Origin of the sequence: Kribbella sp. CA-293567 (genome assembly GCF_027627575.1) — a bacterium.
Taxonomy (GTDB): Bacteria; Actinomycetota; Actinomycetes; order Propionibacteriales; family Kribbellaceae; genus Kribbella.
The window spans coordinates 7538684-7558586 of sequence record NZ_CP114065.1 but is presented as its reverse complement, the minus strand read 5'-3'; the positions used below and the strand labels follow the sequence as shown (position 1 = coordinate 7558586).

Sequence of the window (19903 nt, the reverse complement as noted above, 5' to 3'; positions counted from 1 at the left end):
GCCCGTGCCGGAAGACGGTTTCCAGTGCGACACGGCCCACTCATTGTGCCGGACGGAAGCCGGCCGCGTGCAGTCAGTGACGAGAATACGCCTACTGACACGTAGCGTCAGGTTCCGTCCGGGCCCCAGGTTCAGTAGCGCAGTTCGGCCAGCGCCCGGTACGACGTACGCGCCGACTCCCACTCGTCGACCGGGGCGTCGTGCTCGACCAGCCACTGCCGGACCCCGCCCGACTCGGCCTCGGCGAAGATCGCCGCGAAGTCGAGCCGGCCTGTGCCGACGTCCGCGAACGATCCGTCGGCGGCCATGTCCTTGACGTGCAACGCCGGGAAGCGGCCCGGATGCCCGCGGAAGTAGTCGGCCGGGTCCCGCCCGCCGTCGACCACCCAGTACAGATCGAGCTCGAAACCGAGCAGTTCCGGCTCCACCTCGTCCAGCAGGATGTCGAACAGCACCTGCCCGCCGACCTCGGCGAAGTCGTGACCGTGGTTGTGGAAGAGCAGCTTCAGCCCTTCCTTCTTCGCCAGTTGCCCCGCCGTGGCGAAGGCGCGCGCCGCCTCCCGGAAACCGTCAGGCGTCCGTAGCTCGGCCGGCAGCGACGGTACGACGACCCATTGGCCGCCGAGCGTGCGGACATCGGCGAGCGCGCCTTCCCAGTCGTCGGTCAGCCGGGGGTAGCCGACGTGCTCCAGCACGATCTCGAGACCCGCCGCATCGGCGTACGAGCGGATCTCCTCGGCCGAGTGACCGAAGCGGCCGCTGACCCCGATGGTCCGGTAGCCGATCTCGGCCAGTCGCTGGAGCGTGCCGGGATAGTCCGCGGCGAGCGCCTCGCGCATCGTGTAGAGGTGCATGCCGATGCCCTCGGCCGGGATGCTGCGTGCGGGAGTGGTCCGGTCGCTCATGGGAGCTTGCTCCTTCGAGTGCTGGATCGGTCAGGCGACATCGGTCAGGCGACGTGTTCCAGGTAGCGCGCCAGGGAGAGGTCGAAGACCTGCTGACCCGGCGCGTCCCACAGTTGCTGGTTGAAGATCTCGACCTCGACCGGTCCGTCGTACCCGGCGGCGTCGCAGGCCTCCCGCAGGCGGCGCAGCTCGATCGCGCCGTCGCCCATCATGCCGCGGCCGAGCAGGTTGTCGGCCGGCAGCGGGGTGGTCCAGTCGCTCACCTGGTAGGAACAGATCCGGTCGCCGGCCCGCTCGATCTGCCGGTAGACGTCGGCGTCCCACCACAGGTGGTACGCGTCGACGATCACCCCGACCTGCTCGACCGGGAACTGCTCGGCCAGGTCGAGTGCTCCACCGAGTGACGAGACGACGCAACGGTCGGAGCAGAACATCGGATGCAGCGCCTCGACGGCGAGCCGGACACCCCGCTCCCCGGCGTACGGCGCGAGCTCGGCCAGGCCGTCGCGAACCATGCCGCGGGCGCCGTCGAGATCGCGGGAGCCGGGTGGCAGGCCGCCGCTGACGAGCACCAGTACGTCGGTGCCGAGGGTGGCCGCCTCGTCGATCGCGCGGCGGTTGTCCTCGATCTTCGCCTGCCGCTCGGCGGCGTCGGTCGCGGTGAAGAATCCGCTTCTGCACAAGGACGAAACCCGCAGTCCGGCCTCGGCGACGAGCTTCGCCGACCGGTCGACGCCGTACTCCTGGATCGGCTCGCGCCACAGGCCGATCCAGGACAGCCCCGCTTCGGCGCTGGCGGCAACTACTTCTTCGAGGGACCAGTACTTCGTGGTCGCCTGGTTCAGGCTGTAGCGGTTCATGCGTCGACCCCGCCGACGACGAGCAGTCTGCGGAAGCGGTCGACGGCCAGCTCGGGCGACGTCAGTACTCCGGCGGCGTCGGCCAGCCGGAACGTGTCGGCCAGGTGCGGCAGCGACCGGCCGGTCTGCAGGCCGCCGACCATGCCGAAGCCGGGCTGGTGGCCGTTCAGCCAAGCCAGGAAGGCGATTCCGGTCTTGTAGTAGTAGGTCGGAGCGGAGAAGATCTGCCGTGCCAGTGGCACGGTCGGCGCGAAGATCTCGTCGTACTTCGTCAGCTCGCCGTCGTCGAGCGCCTTCAGCGCGGCAGCCGCCGCCGGCGCGATCGCGGCGAAGATGCCGAGCAACGCGTCGCTGTGGTGCTCGCCGTCGCCGCGGATCAGCTCCGGGTAGTTGAAGTCGTCGCCGGTGTAGAGCCGGACGCCCGCGGGCAGGCGCTTGCGCAACGCGATCTCTTTGCTTGCGTCGAGCAACGAAATCTTGATGCCGTCGACCTTGCCGGCGTTCTCGTTGATCAGGTCGACCACCACGTCGGCCGCGGTGTCGAGCGAATCGCTGCCCCAGTAGCCGTCCAGCGCCGGATCGAACATCGACCCGAGCCAGTGCAGGACGACCGGCCGCGTCGACTGGCCGAGCAGCCGGTCGTAGACCTTGCGGTAGTCGTCGGGTGAGCCCGCGGAGGCGCACAACGCGCGGCTCGCCATCAGGATCGGCTGGGCGCCGACCTCTTCGGCCAGCGCCAACTGCTCCTCGTAGGCGGCGATCACCGCGTCGAGCCCATGAACTCCGGCAGCAAGGTGATCGGTGCCGACGCCCACGGCGATCTGCTTCTCCGCAGCACCTGAACCCGGGCTGGTGGGACGGAGCGGCGCCTCGGCGGCCGAGCGCCGGATCAGTTCCTGCGTGGCAGGCCAGTCCAAGCCCATACCGCGCTGGGCGGTGTCCATCGCCTCGGCCACCGACAAGCCCAGCGACCACAGGTGGCGACGGAAGCCGAGGGTGTGCTCCCAGTCGATCACCGCGGGAGCGCCGGGGGAGTTGTCGGCCAGCGGGTCGGAGACCACGTGGGCCGCCGCGAAGGCGAGCCGGCTGGTGGCCGGCTGATAGGTGCCGTGGGCAACCGGCGTACCGGTGAGCTGGTAGCTCTGGAGCCCACCGGTGCCGTCGGGCAGCCGCAACGACAGGGTCATGCGCGCGTCTCGATGTCGAGCGCGGGGACCTCCAGCTTGCGTCCCTCGCGCCACGACTGCAGTCCGAGCTCGGCCAGCTGGACACCCTTGGCGCCCTCGACGAAGTCCCAGGTGAACGGGGCGTCGTCGACGATGTGCCGCAGGAACATCTCCCACTGCACCTTGAAGCCGTTGTCGAACACCTCGTTGTCGGGCACCTCGGACCACTGGTCGCGGAACGAGTACTCCGCCGGGATGTCGGGGTTCCAGACCGGCTTCGGGGTCGCCGAGCGGTGCTGGGCGTGGCAGTTGCGCAGGCCGGCCACCGCGGAGCCCTCGGTTCCGTCGACCTGGAACTCGACCAGCTCGTCGCGGAACACCCGGGTGGTCCAGGAGGAGTTGAGCTGCGCGATGATCCCGCCCTCCAGCTCGAAGACGCCGTACGCCGCGTCCTCGGCGGTGGCGGTGTACGCCTGCCCCTGCTCGTCGTAGCGGGTCGGGATGTGGGTGGCGCCCTGGCAGTAGACCGACTTCACCGGCGCGAAGATCTGGTCGAGCACGTACCGCCAGTGGCAGAACATGTCGACGACGATGCCGCCGCCCTCCTCGGTCTTGTAGTTCCAGGCCGGCCGCTGCGCCTCCTGCCAGTCACCCTCGAACACCCAGTAGCCGAACTCGCCGCGGACCGAGAGGATCTCGCCGAAGAAGCCGCCGTCGACGAGGCGCTTCAGCTTGCGCAGGCCGGGCAGCGACAGCTTGTCCTGCACGACACCGTTCTTCAGCCCGGAGTCGCGTACCAGGCGGGCCAGGTCGACGGCCGCCTCCAGCCCCTCGGCGATCGGCTTCTCGCAGTAGATCGCCTTACCGGCCTCGACGGCGGCGCGGACGCCCTTCTCCCGCAGCTGGGTGAGCTGGGAGTCGAAGTAGATCTCGACGTCCGGCTCGGCCAGCGCCTCGGACAGGTCGGTGGTCCAGCGGCTCAGACCGTACTTGTCGGCGATGTTCTTCAGCTTGAGTTCGTTCCGGCCGACCAGGATCGGCTCGGGGATGATCATCGTCCCGTCAGCGGCCGGGATACCACCCTGCTCGCGGATCGCCACGATGGAGCGCTCCAGGTGCTGGCGCAGGCCCATCCGGCCGGTGACACCGTTCATCACGATGCCGACGTGTCGATCGTTCACTGTGCTACCTCTCTTCGGCGCAAACGCTGCGCGGGGTGTGGGGCCGTGCGGAAGGGAACTGAAAGAAGTGTTTGTCCTGCCCGGCGCTTCTCATCGGCGCTCGTTCACGTCGTAGACGTCGAGCCGGCCGCACATGCCGTGGCGACCGAACTCGGTCGGCGCCGGCAGCTCGTGCAGCTCGGCGTTCAGCAGGTGCGGTGCCTGGCCGGCCTCCAGCGCCTCCAGGGCGGCACCGGTCTCGTCGGCCAGGCGCCGCGCGCCTTCCTCCCAGCGACGTCGCCAGTCGGCCAGTTGCGGCTGGACGATCCGCACCGCGGAGGCGTAGAACGCGTCGAGAGCGGACGGCCCATCGGCGGCGAACGCGTCCCGCAGTACGGCGAACCCCTCGAGCGCGAGATCGCGGCGCGCCATCGCGGACGGGGTCCGGGCTTCTCCCTCGCCGGTGAGGGTGGTCGCCCGCAGGTAGGTCTCGCGGTCGGTCAGGTGCTCGGGCGGAAGAGTGAGGACGGCGTCGCCGGCCTCGGGCAGACCGGAGTTCGACATCAGGGTGAGGATCTCCAGCTCGCCGCCGTTGATCAGCCGGTGGATCGTGCCGGGGTCGAACCAGACCACCGTGCCGGCCCGCAGCGGGGTCTCGGTGAAGCCCTTGGGGTTGAGGGTCTGGACCGCACCGGAACCGGCGATCACGTAGTACCCCTCGGAACAGGCGAGGTGTACGTGCGGGGTGCCGCCGACCAGTCCGTCGGGTGCCTCGAGGTCGTACACCGTCAAGCGCGAGATGCCGATACCGCCGGGCAGCGCCGCGGCCGTTCCGTCCTCGCACATGCTCGATCCCCCTTCGCCCGCGTCGTCTTGGAAAGGGCTTTCCAAGGCTGTGATCGCAACCTTAAGTGGGCGGTCACGGCGAGTCAACCTGTGGCGGGAGTCGGCGGAAAGCGATTGCAGGCCGATTCCGGACACCGGGTCGCGGACTGTCTGCGGAGCAGCGGATGGGGTACGGCGAGGCGATGGGAGTTAGCGTCGTTTCACCAGACGAGAGGAGCACGGTGGCCAAGGGCGGTGAGCGGGCGGTCGACGGCGTGGAGGCAGGGGCGCCGTCGCTGGATGCCACGCTGTCGGAGGACCTCCGCCAGGGCGAGTCGCGGCGAGCGGATCGCGAGCGAAACGCGGCGCAGTCGGCCGATCAGCAGGAGAACAAGCGGTCCGAGGATCTCCGCCGTGGCGAGCGCCGGCGCGCGGACCGGCGCAAGGCCGAGCGGCGGCGGGCCGACCGGCGGGCCGACTCGGAGCCGACGACCGGTGAACAGTCGGTCGACGAGCTCTCCGCCGAACTGCAGGCCGCCGACGAGCGCGCCCGGGACGAGCAGCGTGAGCTTTATCGCACCCTCGACCTGGCGCTGCGGATCGGGGAGGTCGTGCTCGCCAGCGGCGCCGGGACGGCGGACGCGACGGCGACCATCCTGAGCGTGACCGCGTCGGCCGGCCTGCGCGGCTGCGAGGTCGACATCACCTTCACCTCGATCGCCATCTCGTACCAGGCCGCGCCCGACGTCGCCCCCGAGACGCACATGCGCGTCGTCCGGTACCGCGGGCAGGACTTCTCCCGCCTCACCGCCGTCGACCAGCTCGTCCGCCGGTTCGCCCGCGCCGAGCTGACCCGCGAGGAGGCCAGCCGGGAACTCGCCCGGATCGTCTCCGCCGGGCCACCGTTCCCCCGCTGGAGCTCGGTGATCGCCTGGGGTGTGATGGCCGGCGGCGCGACGCTGCTGCTCGGTGGCGGCTGGCTGATCACCCTGGTCGCGGTCGTCACCGCCTGTTTCATCGAGCTCAGCAATCGCTGGTTCAACCGCCAGCGGCTCCCGGCCTTCTACCAGCAGGTGGCCGGCGCGTTCGTCGCCACCGCCGTCGCCCTGATCCTGTACGCCGTCCACGCGCCGGTGAAACCGTCACTGGTAGTTGCCGCCGGCATCATCATGCTGCTGGCCGGGATCGCGCTCACCGGTGCCGTCCAGGACGCGATCACCGGGTACTACGTGACCGCGGCCGCCCGCAGCCTGGAGGCGATGCTGCTCACCGGCGGCATCATCGCGGGCGTCTCGCTGGGGATCAGTCTCGGGATCAAACTCGGTCTGCCGGTGGCGATCGAGGCGCAGACGATCCAGCTCTCCAATCTCCCGGTCATGATCGGCTCCGGCGCCCTGATGGCGGTCGCGTTCGCCTACGCGTCCTACTCCCCGCTGCGGTCCCTGCTGCCGATCGGCGTGGTCGGCGCTCTGGGGTCTCTCGTCTTCACACTGATGTCGCGAGCGGAGTTCGGCCCCGCGTGGTCGACCGCGGCCGCGGCCTTCGTGATCGGCCTGGCCGGTTACTCCCTCGGCCGCCGCTCGGGCGTTCCGCCCTTGGTGGTGGTGGTCTCCGGTACCGTCCCGCTGCTCCCGGGGCTCACCATCTACAAGGGTTTGCTGGAGCTGATGAGCCTCGGCAACCTGATCGGCATCGTCTCGCTGGCCACCGCCGTGGCCATCGGGGTCGCGCTGGCCTCCGGCGTGATCCTCGGCGAGTACGTCGCCCAGCCGATCCGCCGCGAGGCCCGTCGTCTCGAGGACCGTCTCGCCGGGCCGCGCCTGGTCGGCCCCCGCCGGCCCACGCGGCGGCGTACCGAACGCTCCCGCTCGCACCGGTCCCGTCGCACCCGCGGCGGGAAGTAGCCGGCGGCCTCACGATTCGCCCGCTGACGGTGCAGGGCCGGCCGGGCGAGTGACCTACGGCCGGGTGGCGAGGGACTGTTCGAGAGCGTCGGCGCCCTGGGCAGCGGCGTTCTCGTCGCGGAGCAGGGCGGCCAGCTCGGCCGCGCGCTGACGGGGGCCGTCGGCAAGCATCGGTTCGAGGGCCGCGAACAGGGTGGGTTCGCTCAGGTCGGTGAAGCGCAGGCTGCTGCCGACGCCCATTCGCTGCAGCTGGGCGCCCCAGAACGGCTGGTCGGCGAAGACCGCGCAGACGACCGTCGGGAGGCCGGCGCGCAGCGAGGTCGCCGAAGTACCGGCGCCGCCGTGGTGGACCGCGGCCAGGCAGCGCGGCAGGACGGCTTCGTGGTCCAGGTTGCCGACGACCCGAACCGCGTCGCCCTCGCCCGGACCGGTGCTGAGGTTGACCAGCGCGCGGACGCCGAGCATGTCGGCGACCTTCTCGATCATGGTCAGCGCGGCCTCCGGCTCGAGCACCGGCATGCTGCCGAAACCGAAGTACACCGGGGGATCACCGGCGTCGAGCCAGGCCTCGAGTTCGGGGTCGATCGGCCCGTCCAGCAGTTCGCGTTGCTCGGCCGACGGGGTGAGGAAGCCGGTCAGTGGCCGGCGGGGGTCCCAGTCGGCCAGTTCCGGTACGACGTGCCGGCTGTACGCCTGCAGCTCCAGCGAGTTGGTGCGGGCGAGCCGTGCTCCGGTCCGCTCCGCGGTGGCCGGCAGCCCGACCCGAGCACGGATCTTCTGCGCGAAGGGCTCGAAGACCGGCCAGTTGGCGCTGTCGACCTTCGCGTAGGTGGCGAGGTTCTGCTCCGGTGAGTAGATTTCGGTCGAGACCAGCAGGTGCGGGAACGCGCTGTTGCTGCGGATCGGCGCGTGGTAGACCGACGCGTACGGAAGGTGAGCCGCCTCCGCGATCACGACGGCCTCGAGCTCGGTCGCGGTCCCGGAGACCAGCAGGTCGGCGTTCGAGGCCAGGTCGATCAGGTCGGCCTGCAGTTGGTCCGCGGTCCGGTGCTTGTAGTCCAGCAACGAGCGGACGTAGGACTGGACGTCCCCGGCGGCCAGCCACTGCCGGCCCTGTGACGACTCCATGAACTCCCTGGTGTTCGCCTTCAGATCGACCGTGTGCAGGCCGAGCGCCCGCCCGATCCAGACCAGGTCGGAGCACAGCCCGAGGGTGACGTGGTGTCCGCGCGCGGCCAGTTCGGCGCCGAGGACCGCCATCGGTTGCGCGTCGCCGCGAGTGCCCATTCCGACCATGACTACTCGCATGTGCTCACCCCAGAGCCTGGTTCGCCACGGGGGCGGGCGAACGGATCACCGATGCTAAACGGCCGAGCAGGCCCACGTCGCCCCTCTGCCACCAGGTGGTCACACCAAGTGTTCACCGATCCGCCGGATCGGCCGGTGACCTCGGCCGAGATCAAGCGTTAGAGTTACTGACTGGAAACATCGGCCTGCTATCGCCGGGTCCATCCCGGCGGGCTCGGAGGATCGACGTGGCGCTGGGTAGGACGTCCCCGCGGGACCTGCCGCTGTTCGCGGAGCTGTCCGGCCGGGAGATCAAGGACATCTTCCGGGCCGGCGAAGAGGTGTCGGTACCGGCCGGCTGGTCGCTGATCCTGGAACAGACGCCGCCGGACGCGGCGTACCTGATCCTCAGTGGTACGGCGGCGGTCCGGGTGAAGGGCGAGGAGATCGCCGAGCTCGGTCCGGGTGACATCGCCGGCGAGGTCGCGGTCCGGCAGAACCGGTTGCGGACGGCAACGGTCACGGCGAAGTCGCGGCTGCAGCTGCTGCACTTCACCCGGGAGAAGTTCGACGACCTGACCGACCGGCTGCCGAACTTCCGCGCTGCCATCGACGCCACCATCGTCGAACGCCGTGGCCCCCAGCCCGACTGACCCGGCCGGCCCCGCCCGCGAGCCGGCCGCTGACCCCACCCCGCCTGCGGAGCCGGTCCTCGCTGCCTCGCCGTTGCTGCCCGACGGCGCAGCCCCGCCGGCCGAGCCGGATCTGGTGGTTCTGCAGCGGCAGTTCGAGCAGGCGTTGCTCGGCGGCGAGCGGAAGTTCACCCGGATCCAGGTGTCGGAGCGAGCCGGGATCTCGATCGAGCGGGCCGAGCTGATGTGGCACGCGCTCGGTTTCGCGACCGTTCCGGACGACGAGATCGCCTTCACCGACGGCGATGTCGAGGCGCTCCGGATCGTCGCGGCACTGGAGGACGACGGGTTCATCGATCCCGCGGTGGAGTCGTCGCTGGCCCGCAAGCTCGGCCAGACCCAGTCCCGGCTGGCTTCGTGGCAGTCGGCGATGTTCCTGGAGCTGCTGAGCGACTCCAAGCTGGCGGCCGACGACGCCATCGAGGTGGCGACTTTGTTGCTTCCGGCAATGGAACGCCTGCAGAGCTATGTCTGGCGACGGCATCTGGCGGCCGCGGCCGGTCGCGCGGTGGCAGGCTCCGACGAACTGTCGCGGGGCATTCGGGTGGTGGGTTTCGCCGACATCGTCAGCTACACCCGGCTGACCCGGCGGTTGTCCGTCGTGGAGCTCGGCAAGTTGATCGAACGCTTCGAGGGACTGGCCGCCGACGTCGTCGCGCTGAACGGCGGCCGGGTGATCAAGTCGATGGGCGACGAGGTGCTGTTCGTCACCGACACACCCGCACAGGGCGCCGCGCTGGCACTGGCCCTGCAGGACAAGATGGCCCAGGCCGGCGACCTGCCCGAGCTGCGGATCGGCCTGGCCTACGGGAGCATCCTGATCCGGCTGGGCGACGTGTACGGCGAGGTGGTCAACCTCGCCTCGCGGCTGACCTCGGAGGCCAAGCCGGGTCGCGTCCTGGCCGATCGCGAACTGGCTGCGGCGCTCGACGGCCACCCGGCGTACCGGCTGCGGCGGCTTCGGCGGGTGTCCGTGCGCGGCTACCACCACCTCACGCCGTACGCGCTGCAACGTGCCTCGGCGCCCAGCTGACGCGTCAGAGACAATGGCCTGGTGGATGAGATTTCAACCGCCGGGGAGCTGGCGTCGAGAGCCGAGGGCGATCTGCTGCAGGTCTGGGCCGGGCAGGGCGATCTCGGTGGCCGGAGCAGGGCTTGGTACTCCGGCGACGCGGTCGTGGTGGCGGCCGCCGATCTGTCGAAGCACGATCGGCTGGTAGTTCGCGGGCCGATGGACGACCTGGCGCCGCTGGTGGAGGACGCTCTGGCCGAGCTGGGGCCGACGTACCGGCCGTTCGGCGAGGAGCCGGTCATCCGCGAGTTGGCCGATCGCGTGCCGGGGTTGTCGCTGCGGGCCACCTTCGGGTGGATGGAGACCTCGGTGGCGCCATCCGAAACGACCACCGCGGCTTGGCTGGACGGTTCTGCCGGCGTGGAGGAGTTGCTGACCGTCGCGTCGCCGGAGTCCTATGCCTGGCCGTCGGATTCCGGGGTATCGCGATGGGCAGCGCTGACCGGCGAGGCGGGCGAACTGCTGAGCATCGCGGCCGATGCCTGGAGCGCGCCCGACGTCGGGTTCCTGGCCGGCGTGGCGACCAGGCCGGATGCTCGGGGGCGCGGTCTGTCCCGGCAGGTCTGTGCGTTCGTGACGGCCGAGCTGGTGAAGCGGCACGGCCGGGCGGCGCTGATGGTCGACGGCCGCAACGAGATCGCGATCGGGGTCTATCGCAAACTGGGCTACAGGTACCGCGGGGTTGCCGCGGCGCACCTGTAGCCCAGTGCTGGGACTGCTCGGTTCAACTCAGCGCGTCGGGATCGTCGTCGGTGGGACGGTCAGCGTGACCCCGCCCGGGGTCGGCGGGGTGGCCGGCGGAGGGGTGCTGGGCTTGATGCTCGCGGCCGGGGTGGACGGAACCGGGTTGGACGGAACCGGCGGCGTCGGCGTGGTGCCGGCCGACGGAGTGTAGGACGGCCGCGTGGCGGGAGCCGGTGGCGGCAGGAACGGCGCCTTGTCGGTGTCCTTGCAGTTCTCCGCGTCCGAGTAGCCCTCCGGCGAGGTCGAGATCGTGGGCTGGGGGAAGAAGTTGCTGACCCCCTCGCGGTTGTTCTCGCCGTACAACGCCTGGCAGTCGCGCAGCTCCAGGTTGAGCGGCTCGCCGTCCTGGTCGTAGAGCCGGACCTTCACCTGCCGGCCCTGCTCGTCGAACGGGTAGATGTTGTCGACCGGGGTGCCGTTCAGGACCAGGCCGTTCGAGTAGTAGCTCGAGCTGGCACCGGGATTGCTGCGGTAGTTGGTGAACGGGCCCGCCGAGCCGCCGACGAAGCTGTAGGCCAGCCAGAGCGGAACGATGATGGCGGCAACGACGTTCAGCGGTACGACGTACCAGAGCCACCTGCGGTCCTGCTGGGTCTGGCGGCCGATCCAGACCGACACGACCGCACCGGCCAGCGCCCCGACCACGGTGACGGCGGAGGCGCCGAACAGGGCGAAGATCGCGCCGCCGCCGACGATGCCGCGCGCGGCCCACCAGACCGGTTGGCCGATGGTGACGAGCTCGTGCCGGACGTTCGGCGGGATCTGCTCGATGCTGCCGTGGATCGACTCGGCCGCCTGCTTGCCCCGCTTGGTCTCCAGCACGATCCGTGGGTCGTTGCCGTGCAACGCCCGGACCCCGAGAGTGGCCGCGCCGAGCAACGCGATCAGGCCGATCACCCCGAAGAACAGCGTCTCCGAAGCGCCGCCGACCAGGCCGACGATCAGGAAGAACGGGCCGACCAGCGCGGCGACGATGCCCCAGCGCAACGCGGCTTCGGCGCCGGTCTTCTGCTTCGGTGACGCCGTCGGGGGCGGATAGCCGGCAGCGGTGCGGAGCTCGTCGGCGTACTGCCGGGGAGTGCCGAGGCGCTTCTGGAGCGCCTCCGCCGTCGGCTCCTGGTCGAACTCGGCCGAGACCTCGCTCAGGTGGCCGGTGACGTCGTCGAGCACCTCGGCCAGTTCACCCGGCGGCAGATCGCTGAGCTCGGCCCTGACCTGGGTCAGGTAGGTCGCGACCGGTCCGGTCAGAGTGCTGTTCACGCCGCCTCCTCCTCGAGCAGCAGGACCGACATCGTGTCGGCGAAGTGGTTCCACGTCTTGGTGGACTGGGCGAGCAGATCCAGGCCGGTCTTGTTCAGCCCGTAGTACTTGCGGTGCGGGCCCTCCTCGCTGGGCATCACGTACGACGTCAGCGCGCCGGCCGCGAAGAGCCGCCGCAACGTCCCGTACACCGAGGCGTCCGCGACGTCCTCCAGCCCTGCGGCACGCAACCGGCGCAGTACGTCGTACCCGTAGCCGTCCGCGTCGCGCAGCACGGCCAGCACCGCCAGATCGAGCACGCCCTTGAGCAGCTGACTCGGATCCATCGCCTCCACCACCTCCGGTTGGTGCACCGCGAGACCGGACCCCTCAGACCGGCCTCGCGGTGCTCTGCCGACCACACTACTACACATCGCGGAGTACTCCGCAATGCTGTTTGAGGAGGGACCATCCGACCTGGATCCGGGCGAAGTGGGCGAGATCGATCAAGTCCGGCCCCGTCGTCGACCGGCACAGTGGTGGCATGAACTCCACCGATGTGTGGGCCGGCTTCGTCGCCGCGGTTGCCGAAAGCCTGGATGAGACAGGGACGACGGGCGGCGACCTGGCCCGGCGTCTGCACCTGTCCCGCTCGCACTGCGACCGGGTGATCGCGGCTGTCGGTGGTGAGTCGCCGTCCGCGTTTCGGCGGCGGCTGCTGCTGGAGCGGGCGGCGTACCGGCTGCTGGCGGGGGCGACCGGCGTGCTCGAGCTGGCGATCGAAGCGGGGTACGGATCGCACGAGGCCTTCACCAGAGCGTTCGTCCGGGCGTACGGGATGTCGCCGCGGGACTGGCGGCGAGAGCCTTCGCGGCGGTTCTTCCTGGCGGCGCCGAGCGGAGTTCACTTCCAGCCACCGGCAGGCTTGCGCCTGCCTGCTCAGAAGGAGACGAGAGGAATGGACGTACTGGTCAGGATGGTCGAGCACCACGTGTGGCTCACCGGCGAACTGATCGAGCGGGGCGCGCGGCTCGATGCGGCGGCCTTCGACAAGCCGATCGAGTTGTCCGTCGAGGGGATCGACGACGACGTGTCGATCCGGTATCTGCTGGATCGGCTGGTGTGGCAGGAGGAGATGTGGTCGGCGTCGGTGGCGGACAGCCCGTTCCAGGTGCCGGAGTGCGGGCGGGAGGTGACTACGCCGATCGCCGAACTGCGCAGCCGGCACGCGGACGCCGGATCGCGCTTCGTCGGGCTGGTGAACCGGCTGAACGACGAGGGCCGCTTCGACGACAGTTTCGTCGACACCACCTGCGAGCCGCCGCGCGTCTTCACCTACGGCGGAATGGTCGCCCACGTGCTCACCTTCGCCGCGCACCGGAGGTCGCTGCTGATCGGGGCGTTCCACACCGCCGGGATCAGAGACCTGGGCTTCGGCGACCCGATGCAGTTCGTCGCGGACGGAATGCCGGGATAACTTCGTCGGGATGGAGCTCGAAGGGGAGGCGCAGGTGGAGGGCCCGAAGGCATCTTCGTCGGCTTGGCCGAGCAGCTCAGTTGATTGCGAGGGATCAGTCGGCAGGCCTCAGCTCCACGGTGCCTTCGATCAGTAGCTGGAGAACCTCCTCGCCGTAGCGGATCCGAACCGTCCGGGAGCCGCCGAGGGGGGAGATTCGGGCGACGACCAGGCGGCCTGAGCGCCATTCGATGTCTACGGAGAAGTTGCCGCGGGCACGCAGGCCGTGGGCCTTGCCGTCGGGCCAGCTGGTGGGGAGGGCCGGGAGGAGTTCGATCTCGTCTTCGGTCGACTGCACCAGCAACTCGGCGAGCGCGCCTGTCGCGCCGGTGTTGCCGTCGGTGGCGTAGATGTTCTCGGTGACGCCCGCGATGCCGGCGACGGAGTAGGACAGCAGGTTGGCTTCGCTCGCGTCGGCGATCAGGGCCCGGAGATGGGAGACGGCGAGGTCTCCGTCGAGCAGGCGGGCGTAGTAGGCCATCAGGTTGGCTTCGACCCACTCGGTCTGTTCCCAGCCGTCGGCTGCCTGGCGGCGGTCGATGGTGACCTCGCAGGCGCGAGCGAGGTCGGGGTGTTCACGGGGGGTGATCTGGCGTTCGGGGTAGAGAGCGATCAGGTGGGAGGTGTGGCGATGGCTCGGGACGGCTTCGTCGAAGTCGTGAAGCCATTCCTGCAGTTGCCCGTGCCGGCCGATCTCGAACGCCGGCAGCTTCTTCCGGGCTGCTTCGAGTCGCGTGCGGAAGAGCTCGTCGGTGCCGAGCAGGGTCGAGGCCTCGACGCAGATCCGGAAGAGTGCCTCGATCAGCACGGTGTCGCAGGTGGCGCCCATCGACAGTGAGACCTGCTCGCCGGCCGGCGTGAGATACCAGTTCTCCGGAGAGTCCGACGGCCCGCTCAGCAGTAGCCCGGTGGAGGGGTCTTCGGTCAGGTAGGCAAGGAAGAACTCGGCCGCGTCCCGCAGTACGGGATAGGCCCGCGCCTCCAGGAAGCCGAGATCCCGCTGGTACTCGAAGTGTTCCCATAGTTGCAGCGAGATCCAGATGCCGCTCGTCACGTGCACGCCCCAGCCGAGACCCCAGCCGGGCGCGGAGTACCCCCAGGCGTTGCTGACCGTGTGCGACACCCACCCCGGTACGCCGTACAGCTCGCGCGCCGTCTTCTGCCCGCTCACACGCAGCCGGTCGATCAGGTCGAAGAGGGGTGCCTGGCATTCGCCGAGACCGGTGATCTCGGCAGCCCAGTAGTTCTGCTGGGTGTTGATGTCGAGGTGGTAGTCGTTCGTCCACGGACCGCCCGATGCGCGACCGTCGTTCCACAATCCCTGCAGGGCAAGGGGAAGCGGCGAGTCAGCGCGCGAACCGGCGACGGTCAGGTAGCGCCCGTACTGGAAGTACAGCGCGAGCAGCTCCGGATCCTCGCCACCCTTCGCGAGCAGCTCCCGCCGCTCGTCCGTCGGCAGCGCCCGTACTGCGTCGCCGCTGCGGCCGATGTCGAGACCGACGCGGCGGATCAGGGGTGCGTGGTCGGCAAGGTGTGCCTGCTTGAGGGCGTCGTAGCTGGACGTGTTCTGCAGCAGACGCGAGGGTCGTTCGGCCGGATCGGCTCCTTGCCAATCGGTGCTTACAGCAACTAATAGAGTAACGGCAGTGGCGTTTTCGATCAGCAAATAGTTGCCAAGGGCTTCTATTGACCCGTCTGTGGCAGCTCGGGTCCGGAGGTCTACCAGAGTGCCGACCTTTCCGTTGCTGTGCAGGCTTTCCCGAGCGTGGAAGTTCAGTTGGAGAGTATCTCCATCGGCCGTCGCGGAAGGATCGCTGAAGGAGATCTGGTAGCTCGCCGGGGCGCTGCTCGTCAGCCGAACGACGAGCAGGTCATCGGCGTGCGAGGCGAACACCTCGCGTTCGAAGGTGATGCCGGCGCGCTCGAAGTGGGTCCGGACGATCGCGTCGCCAAGGTCGAGAGACCGCTCGTACTCCGTGGTCTCGCCGTCGACGGCCAGCTCGATCAGCAGCTCCGGCAGCTTGACGTTGGTTCCGAAGGAGACCGGGCGGCCGGGTAGATGCTGCTCGGCCAGCGCCTGCGCTTCGGCGTACCGGCCGGACAGCAGGAGCTCGCGGATCGCGGGCAAGTTCGGCAGTGCGGTCGGGCTGACGTCGGTGTCGCTGGGCGCCCCGGACCAGGCGGTCGACTCGGAGAGCGCGATCCGCTCGACCGTGTCGCCGGAGTAGACCATGCCGCCCAGGCGACCGTTGCCGATCGGCAGCGCCTCGAACCACCGCGCCGCGGGGCGGCGGTACCAGAGCCGCCCGGCATCGAGGATCGCGGACGGCTCTGACCGGACTACTTCGTGAGCAAGCATGCCCCAACCCTAAGGGCATTACTTCACGAAGGTAAGTATTAACCTCAGCGGGTGGGATCGTGCAGGTCTGGGCGCTCGCTCGGGGTGGTGATCGTGACGTCGAGCGGTGCGGTCCTGGCAGCAGGTGGGTTGACCTTGCCGACGGTGATCGGCAGGTTCAGCTTGCTGCCGGCCAGGTCGATGTCGATGGTCGCGCCGCTGGTGTTGGGCGTGGTCCACTCGGTGTCGCTCAAGGTGACCGCCAGGCCGAGCACGCGACCCTTGGGGATCACCTCGTCCTGCGCCCGCAGCGGGACGGTGACGTTGGCCCACTTGCCCGGCGCGAGCGGCTTGGGCTTGCTCAGCGAACTGCTGTGCGCCGCATCGACCCAGCCGCGGCTGACGATGCCGTGGTCGCTCTGCTCGGTCTGCTTCTCGACCGTGAAGTAGCAGGCGTCGTCGTACTCGACGCTCGAGCCCTCGCAGGTGGAGGTGGTGGTCCGGCGGACACCGGAGTACCGCTCGGCTTCGCCGTACTCGATCAGGCGCGCGGTCACCGGGGTGGTGGCCGAGTCGGACTTGACCCGCAGCGTGACGGTCGGCGTACCGCTGACCCGGATCGCGGCCGGCAGTGGCGCGGACAGGAACATCTGCCGTCCCGCGATCTCCTCGGACGGCGTGGCCACGATGTCGTCCTCGGTCAGCGACGTCTCATCGGTGATGCTGACCGTCCCCTTGCCGAAGGAACCGAGCTTGCCGGCAGCCAGCGGCACCGGCACGGTCTTCTGGGTGGCCGGCCAGGTGCTGTAGTTCTTCCACACGTCCGGCGCGGTCTCGACGGTCGCCTGCGGCCCGCGCATCACGTCGTTCGGCAGGCCCATCAGCCAGTAGTCGAACCACTTGTGCAGCTCGGACACCCACTCGTCGCGGCGGAACTCGAACGGGTCGACGTGGTCCTCCAGGCCGAGCCAGATCTTGCGCTTCACGTTGTTCCTGGCCAGTGCGTCCCACCACTGCGCGAAGTGGTTGGTCTGCACGTTGTAGTCGCTCAGGCCGTGCGTCACGAAGACCGAGGCCTTCACCTTGCGCGTGTCCTTGACGTAGTCGCGCTCGGCCCAGAACTTCGTGTAGTCGCCGGTCTCGTCGTCGTCCTGCTCACCCAGGTCGGCGCGAACCGCGTCGCAGGCAGGTGAGTCGTGGCCGACGTAGCCACCCAGCCAGGGCATGTAGTCCATCGAGTACGGGACGCCGCCGGAGCGGGAGTAGTCGTACCACGACGAGATCGCCGAGATCGGCACGATCGTCTTCAGGCCGGCGACGCCGGTCGCGGCCACGCCGTTGGCCAGCGTGCCGTCGTACGACTTGCCGATCATGCCGACCGAGCCGGTGCTCCAGGTCGCGCGGACCGGTACGCCGGCAGCGGTGCGGGCGGTGTTGCGGCCGTTGAGCCAGTCGATCACCGCGACCACCGAGGCGATCTCGTTCTTGCCGCCGACGTCGCCGCAACCGGTCGACCGGCTGGTGCCGATCACGTCGACGCCGACCACGGCGTACCCGAGCGGGACGAAGTAGTTGTCGTAGTACAGCGGCAGCTTCTGGATGTCGCCGTTCTCGTCGTAGGTCTTCTTCTCGCTCTCGTTGCCGCGCCCGCAGCAGGAGTAGTACGGCGAGGCGTCCATCACGACCGGGATCTTCCGGCCGGCCGCGGCGGTCTCGCGGGGCCGGACGATGTCGACCGCGATCACGTCGTTGCTGCCGTCGGAGTCGGTGTCCATCGCGGTGTCGACGTAGACGGACTCGCGGATCGCGTTCGGGTAGTCGTAGACCGGCTTGGTGCCGTGCTTCTTCGGGTCGACGTTCGGCGGGACGGCGGCGGCGGGACCGGGCTGCGCGCTCTGCGCGGCGGAACCCTGGAACGAGCTGTGCTCCGGGCTCGGCGGACCGGCGAACGTTCCCTCGATCGCGTCCGGAGCCGGTGCGGCCGCGGCGGTACCGGTGACGGTACTCAGGCACATCAGCGCGGTGGACGATGCCAGCAGAAGCACCCTGGCGCGGACGGTCGTCATGGCTGGGAAGGCTAGTCATTCCGGCGCCGCAAAGCCAGGTTCTGGAGACATTGCCCACGCCGTATCCGGGCGGGGGCCTGCCACGGAGGGTGATGGTGGCGGCACTTCCGATAGTGTGACCGCCACCCAGGGGGAGATGCACGGAAGGTGGGTAAGGCGATGAACCTGCGAGCACCGGTCACACTGCTCGATGTGGCGCAGCGGGCAGGCGTGTCCGTGGCGACTGCTTCCCGCGTGCTGAACGGCGGCGACCGGGTGCCACGCCCGGAGCTGCAGGAGCGCGTCCGCGACGCTGCCACGGCGCTCGGCTACACGCCGAACGCGCAGGCCCAGGCACTGGCGAAGTCGTCCACCAACGTGGTCGGCATCCTGGTCCACGACATCGAGGACCCGTACTTCGCCGCGATCGCGAACGGCGTGATGCGGGCCGCCGACGAGCGCGGCCTGCTGGTGATGATGGCCAGCACTTTCCGCGACGCCGACCGTGAGATCGCCTACCTGTCGTCCTTGCGGGCGCAGCGGGCCCGGGCCGCGGTGATGATCGGCTCACGCCGAACCGACGCCGAAGGGCTGGCCCGGACCGCGACCGAGGTGGAGGCCTTCCTGAACTCCGGCGCGGGTCTCGCGCTGGTCAGCCAGTCGGGAATGCCGGCTCACACGATCGAGCCCGACAACCTGGCCGGCGCGGCCGAGCTGGCTCGGTCGCTGGTCGGCCTCGGGCTCCGCAAGTTCGGCATCCTGGCCGGCCCGGAAGGGCTGGCGACGGCACGGGACCGGCGAGACGGCTTCGCGCAGGGCCTGGCCGAGGCGGGGCTGGAGCCGGTCGCGATCCAGCCCGGTGAGTTCACCCGGGACGGTGGCCACGCGGCGGCACTGGACCTGCTGGCGAGCAAGGCCGAGCTGGACTGCCTGTTCGCGGTCAACGACGTGATGGCGGTCGGCGCCATGTCGGCACTGCGCGCGCAGGGCGTCGACGTACCGGGGCAGCTCGGGGTGGCCGGCTTCGACGACATCGCGACGCTGCGGGACGTCTGGCCCGGGCTGACCACCGTGCGGCTGCCGCTGGAGCAGATGGGCCGCCGGGCGCTCGAGCTCGCCGTCGAGGGCGGGGATCCGGTCACCGAGACCTTCCCGGCCGAGGTCGTCCTACGGGAGAGCACCCGGCAGCGCTGACCGGAGCCGGGGCTGAATATGCTCGCGGAGTGACTGATCCCGCGCAGGTCTCCGAGATTTTCGACCCCTCGGTGTGGAAGCAGGTCGACGGGTTCGACCTGACCGACATCACCTACCACCGGGCGGTGGACTCCGGGGTGGTCCGGATCGCGTTCAACCGGCCCGAGGTCCGCAACGCCTTCCGGCCGCGAACGGTCGACGAGCTGTACCGCGTGCTCGACCACGCGCGGATGTCCAGCGACGTCGGCTGCGTGCTGATCACCGGCAACGGGCCGTCCCCGCGCGACGGCGGCTGGGCGTTCTGCTCCGGCGGTGACCAGCGGATCCGCGGCAAGGACGGCTACAAGTACGCCGAGGGCACCACGGCCGACACGATCGACCCGGCCAAGGCCGGCCGGCTGCACATCCTCGAGGTGCAGCGGCTGATCCGGTTCATGTCGAAGGTGGTCATCTGCGTCGTACCGGGCTGGGCCGCCGGCGGCGGGCACAGTCTGCACGTGGTCTGCGATCTCACCATCGCGTCGGCCGAGCACGCGCGGTTCAAGCAGACCGACGCGGACGTGGCGTCGTTCGACGGCGGTTTCGGATCGGCCTACCTGGCCCGGCAGGTCGGGCAGAAGTTCGCGCGGGAAATCTTTTTCCTCGGCGACGAGTACTCCGCGGAAGATGCTTACCGGATGGGTATGGTGAACAAGGTCGTTCCGCACAGTGAACTGGAAACAGTCGCACTCGAGTGGGGAAACAAGGTTTGCGCAAAGTCGCCCACCGCGCAGCGAATGCTGAAATACTCGTTCAATTTGATTGACGACGGTTTGGTCGGCCAGCAGATCTTCGCCGGCGAGGCGACCCGGCTGGCCTACGGCACCGACGAAGCAGCAGAGGGCCGCGACTCCTTCCTGGAGAAGCGGCCCGCCGACTGGTCGGACTATCCGTACGCGTTCTAGCCGCCCTTGCAG

At 69.6% G+C, this 19903-nt stretch carries 17 protein-coding genes; 7 read left to right on the top strand and 10 right to left on the bottom strand.

Annotated elements, in window-relative coordinates; all coding sequences use genetic code 11:
• Positions 1-131: 131 nt before the first annotated feature.
• The 5 genes from OX958_RS34990 to OX958_RS34970 form a co-directional block, all read right to left on the bottom strand.
• Positions 132-905, bottom strand: a complete 774-nt coding sequence (locus OX958_RS34990; RefSeq protein ID WP_270134698.1) for a sugar phosphate isomerase/epimerase family protein — start codon at positions 903-905, stop codon at positions 132-134.
• 44 nt (positions 906-949) lie between these two features.
• Positions 950-1765, bottom strand: coding sequence for a sugar phosphate isomerase/epimerase family protein (locus tag OX958_RS34985; RefSeq protein WP_270134697.1), 816 nt, complete (start codon positions 1763-1765; stop codon positions 950-952).
• Positions 1762-2952, bottom strand: a complete 1191-nt coding sequence (locus tag OX958_RS34980) for a dihydrodipicolinate synthase family protein (RefSeq protein WP_270134696.1) — start codon at positions 2950-2952, stop codon at positions 1762-1764. The genes OX958_RS34985 and OX958_RS34980 overlap by 4 nt, the downstream gene beginning before the upstream one ends.
• Positions 2949-4112, bottom strand: coding sequence for a Gfo/Idh/MocA family protein (locus OX958_RS34975; RefSeq protein ID WP_270134694.1), 1164 nt, complete (start codon positions 4110-4112; stop codon positions 2949-2951). The genes OX958_RS34980 and OX958_RS34975 overlap by 4 nt, the downstream gene beginning before the upstream one ends.
• Positions 4113-4202: 90 nt before the next feature.
• Complete coding sequence (locus OX958_RS34970) at positions 4203-4937, bottom strand: cupin domain-containing protein (RefSeq protein WP_270134693.1); 735 nt, start codon at positions 4935-4937, stop codon at positions 4203-4205.
• A 221-nt stretch (positions 4938-5158) separates the two neighbouring features.
• Here OX958_RS34970 and OX958_RS34965 point away from each other — a divergent pair, with 221 nt between their 5' ends.
• A complete protein-coding gene (locus OX958_RS34965; RefSeq protein WP_270134692.1) occupies positions 5159-6820 on the top strand; it encodes a threonine/serine ThrE exporter family protein in 1662 nt (553 codons plus the stop codon).
• A gap of 54 nt (positions 6821-6874) precedes the next feature.
• Here OX958_RS34965 and OX958_RS34960 read toward each other — a convergent pair whose 3' ends face one another.
• Complete coding sequence (locus OX958_RS34960; protein WP_270134690.1) at positions 6875-8128, bottom strand: glycosyltransferase; 1254 nt, start codon at positions 8126-8128, stop codon at positions 6875-6877.
• Between the two features lie 227 nt (positions 8129-8355).
• Here OX958_RS34960 and OX958_RS34955 point away from each other — a divergent pair, with 227 nt between their 5' ends.
• From OX958_RS34955 to OX958_RS34945, 3 genes are read left to right on the top strand one after another with little or no spacing between them, the layout of a single operon-like run.
• Positions 8356-8760 carry a cyclic nucleotide-binding domain-containing protein gene (locus OX958_RS34955; protein WP_270134689.1) on the top strand — a complete coding sequence of 135 codons (405 nt, stop codon included), beginning with the start codon at positions 8356-8358 and terminating at the stop codon, positions 8758-8760.
• Positions 8741-9832 carry an adenylate/guanylate cyclase domain-containing protein gene (locus tag OX958_RS34950; protein WP_270134687.1) on the top strand — a complete coding sequence of 364 codons (1092 nt, stop codon included), beginning with the start codon at positions 8741-8743 and terminating at the stop codon, positions 9830-9832. The genes OX958_RS34955 and OX958_RS34950 overlap by 20 nt, the downstream gene beginning before the upstream one ends.
• 21 nt (positions 9833-9853) lie before the next feature.
• Entirely contained in the window at positions 9854-10573 is a 720-nt protein-coding gene (locus tag OX958_RS34945) for a GNAT family N-acetyltransferase (protein WP_270134685.1), read from the top strand.
• A gap of 27 nt (positions 10574-10600) precedes the next feature.
• On the opposite strand, the gene OX958_RS34940 is transcribed toward OX958_RS34945, so the two are convergent.
• Positions 10601-11875, bottom strand: coding sequence for an HAAS signaling domain-containing protein (locus tag OX958_RS34940; RefSeq protein ID WP_270134684.1), 1275 nt, complete (start codon positions 11873-11875; stop codon positions 10601-10603).
• On the bottom strand, positions 11872-12201 hold the full coding sequence (locus OX958_RS34935; protein ID WP_270134683.1) for a PadR family transcriptional regulator: 330 nt from the start codon (positions 12199-12201) through the stop codon (positions 11872-11874). The genes OX958_RS34940 and OX958_RS34935 overlap by 4 nt, the downstream gene beginning before the upstream one ends.
• 197 nt (positions 12202-12398) lie before the next feature.
• Here OX958_RS34935 and OX958_RS34930 point away from each other — a divergent pair, with 197 nt between their 5' ends.
• Positions 12399-13331, top strand: coding sequence for a helix-turn-helix domain-containing protein (locus OX958_RS34930; protein WP_270134681.1), 933 nt, complete (start codon positions 12399-12401; stop codon positions 13329-13331).
• Between the two features lie 94 nt (positions 13332-13425).
• Here OX958_RS34930 and OX958_RS34925 read toward each other — a convergent pair whose 3' ends face one another.
• Together OX958_RS34925 and OX958_RS34920 are read right to left on the bottom strand one after the other, a co-directional pair.
• Positions 13426-15729, bottom strand: coding sequence for a glycoside hydrolase family 95 protein (locus tag OX958_RS34925; protein ID WP_270134680.1), 2304 nt, complete (start codon positions 15727-15729; stop codon positions 13426-13428).
• Between the two features lie 44 nt (positions 15730-15773).
• Positions 15774-17774 carry a Xaa-Pro dipeptidyl-peptidase gene (locus tag OX958_RS34920; RefSeq protein ID WP_270134679.1) on the bottom strand — a complete coding sequence of 667 codons (2001 nt, stop codon included), beginning with the start codon at positions 17772-17774 and terminating at the stop codon, positions 15774-15776.
• Between the two features lie 159 nt (positions 17775-17933).
• On the opposite strand from OX958_RS34920, the gene OX958_RS34915 reads away from it, so the two are divergent.
• Positions 17934-18947 (top strand): LacI family DNA-binding transcriptional regulator, encoded by a 1014-nt coding sequence (locus tag OX958_RS34915; RefSeq protein ID WP_270134678.1) that lies wholly within the window; start codon positions 17934-17936, stop codon positions 18945-18947.
• A 29-nt stretch (positions 18948-18976) separates the two neighbouring features.
• Positions 18977-19891 carry a 1,4-dihydroxy-2-naphthoyl-CoA synthase gene (locus OX958_RS34910; protein WP_270134677.1) on the top strand — a complete coding sequence of 305 codons (915 nt, stop codon included), beginning with the start codon at positions 18977-18979 and terminating at the stop codon, positions 19889-19891.
• Positions 19892-19903: the final 12 nt, after the last annotated feature.

Coding starts and splice junctions, on each gene's coding strand:
- OX958_RS34970 (WP_270134693.1), bottom strand. CDS start 4,937: ATGTGCGAGGACGGAACGGCCGCGGCGCTGCCCGGCGGTATCGGCATC.
- OX958_RS34915 (WP_270134678.1), top strand. CDS start 17,934: ATGAACCTGCGAGCACCGGTCACACTGCTCGATGTGGCGCAGCGGGCA.
- OX958_RS34980 (WP_270134696.1), bottom strand. CDS start 2,952: ATGACCCTGTCGTTGCGGCTGCCCGACGGCACCGGTGGGCTCCAGAGC.
- OX958_RS34990 (WP_270134698.1), bottom strand. CDS start 905: ATGAGCGACCGGACCACTCCCGCACGCAGCATCCCGGCCGAGGGCATC.
- OX958_RS34960 (WP_270134690.1), bottom strand. CDS start 8,128: ATGCGAGTAGTCATGGTCGGAATGGGCACTCGCGGCGACGCGCAACCG.
- OX958_RS34935 (WP_270134683.1), bottom strand. CDS start 12,201: ATGGATCCGAGTCAGCTGCTCAAGGGCGTGCTCGATCTGGCGGTGCTG.
- OX958_RS34930 (WP_270134681.1), top strand. CDS start 12,399: ATGAACTCCACCGATGTGTGGGCCGGCTTCGTCGCCGCGGTTGCCGAA.
- OX958_RS34920 (WP_270134679.1), bottom strand. CDS start 17,774: ATGACGACCGTCCGCGCCAGGGTGCTTCTGCTGGCATCGTCCACCGCG.
- OX958_RS34985 (WP_270134697.1), bottom strand. CDS start 1,765: ATGAACCGCTACAGCCTGAACCAGGCGACCACGAAGTACTGGTCCCTC.
- OX958_RS34925 (WP_270134680.1), bottom strand. CDS start 15,729: ATGCTTGCTCACGAAGTAGTCCGGTCAGAGCCGTCCGCGATCCTCGAT.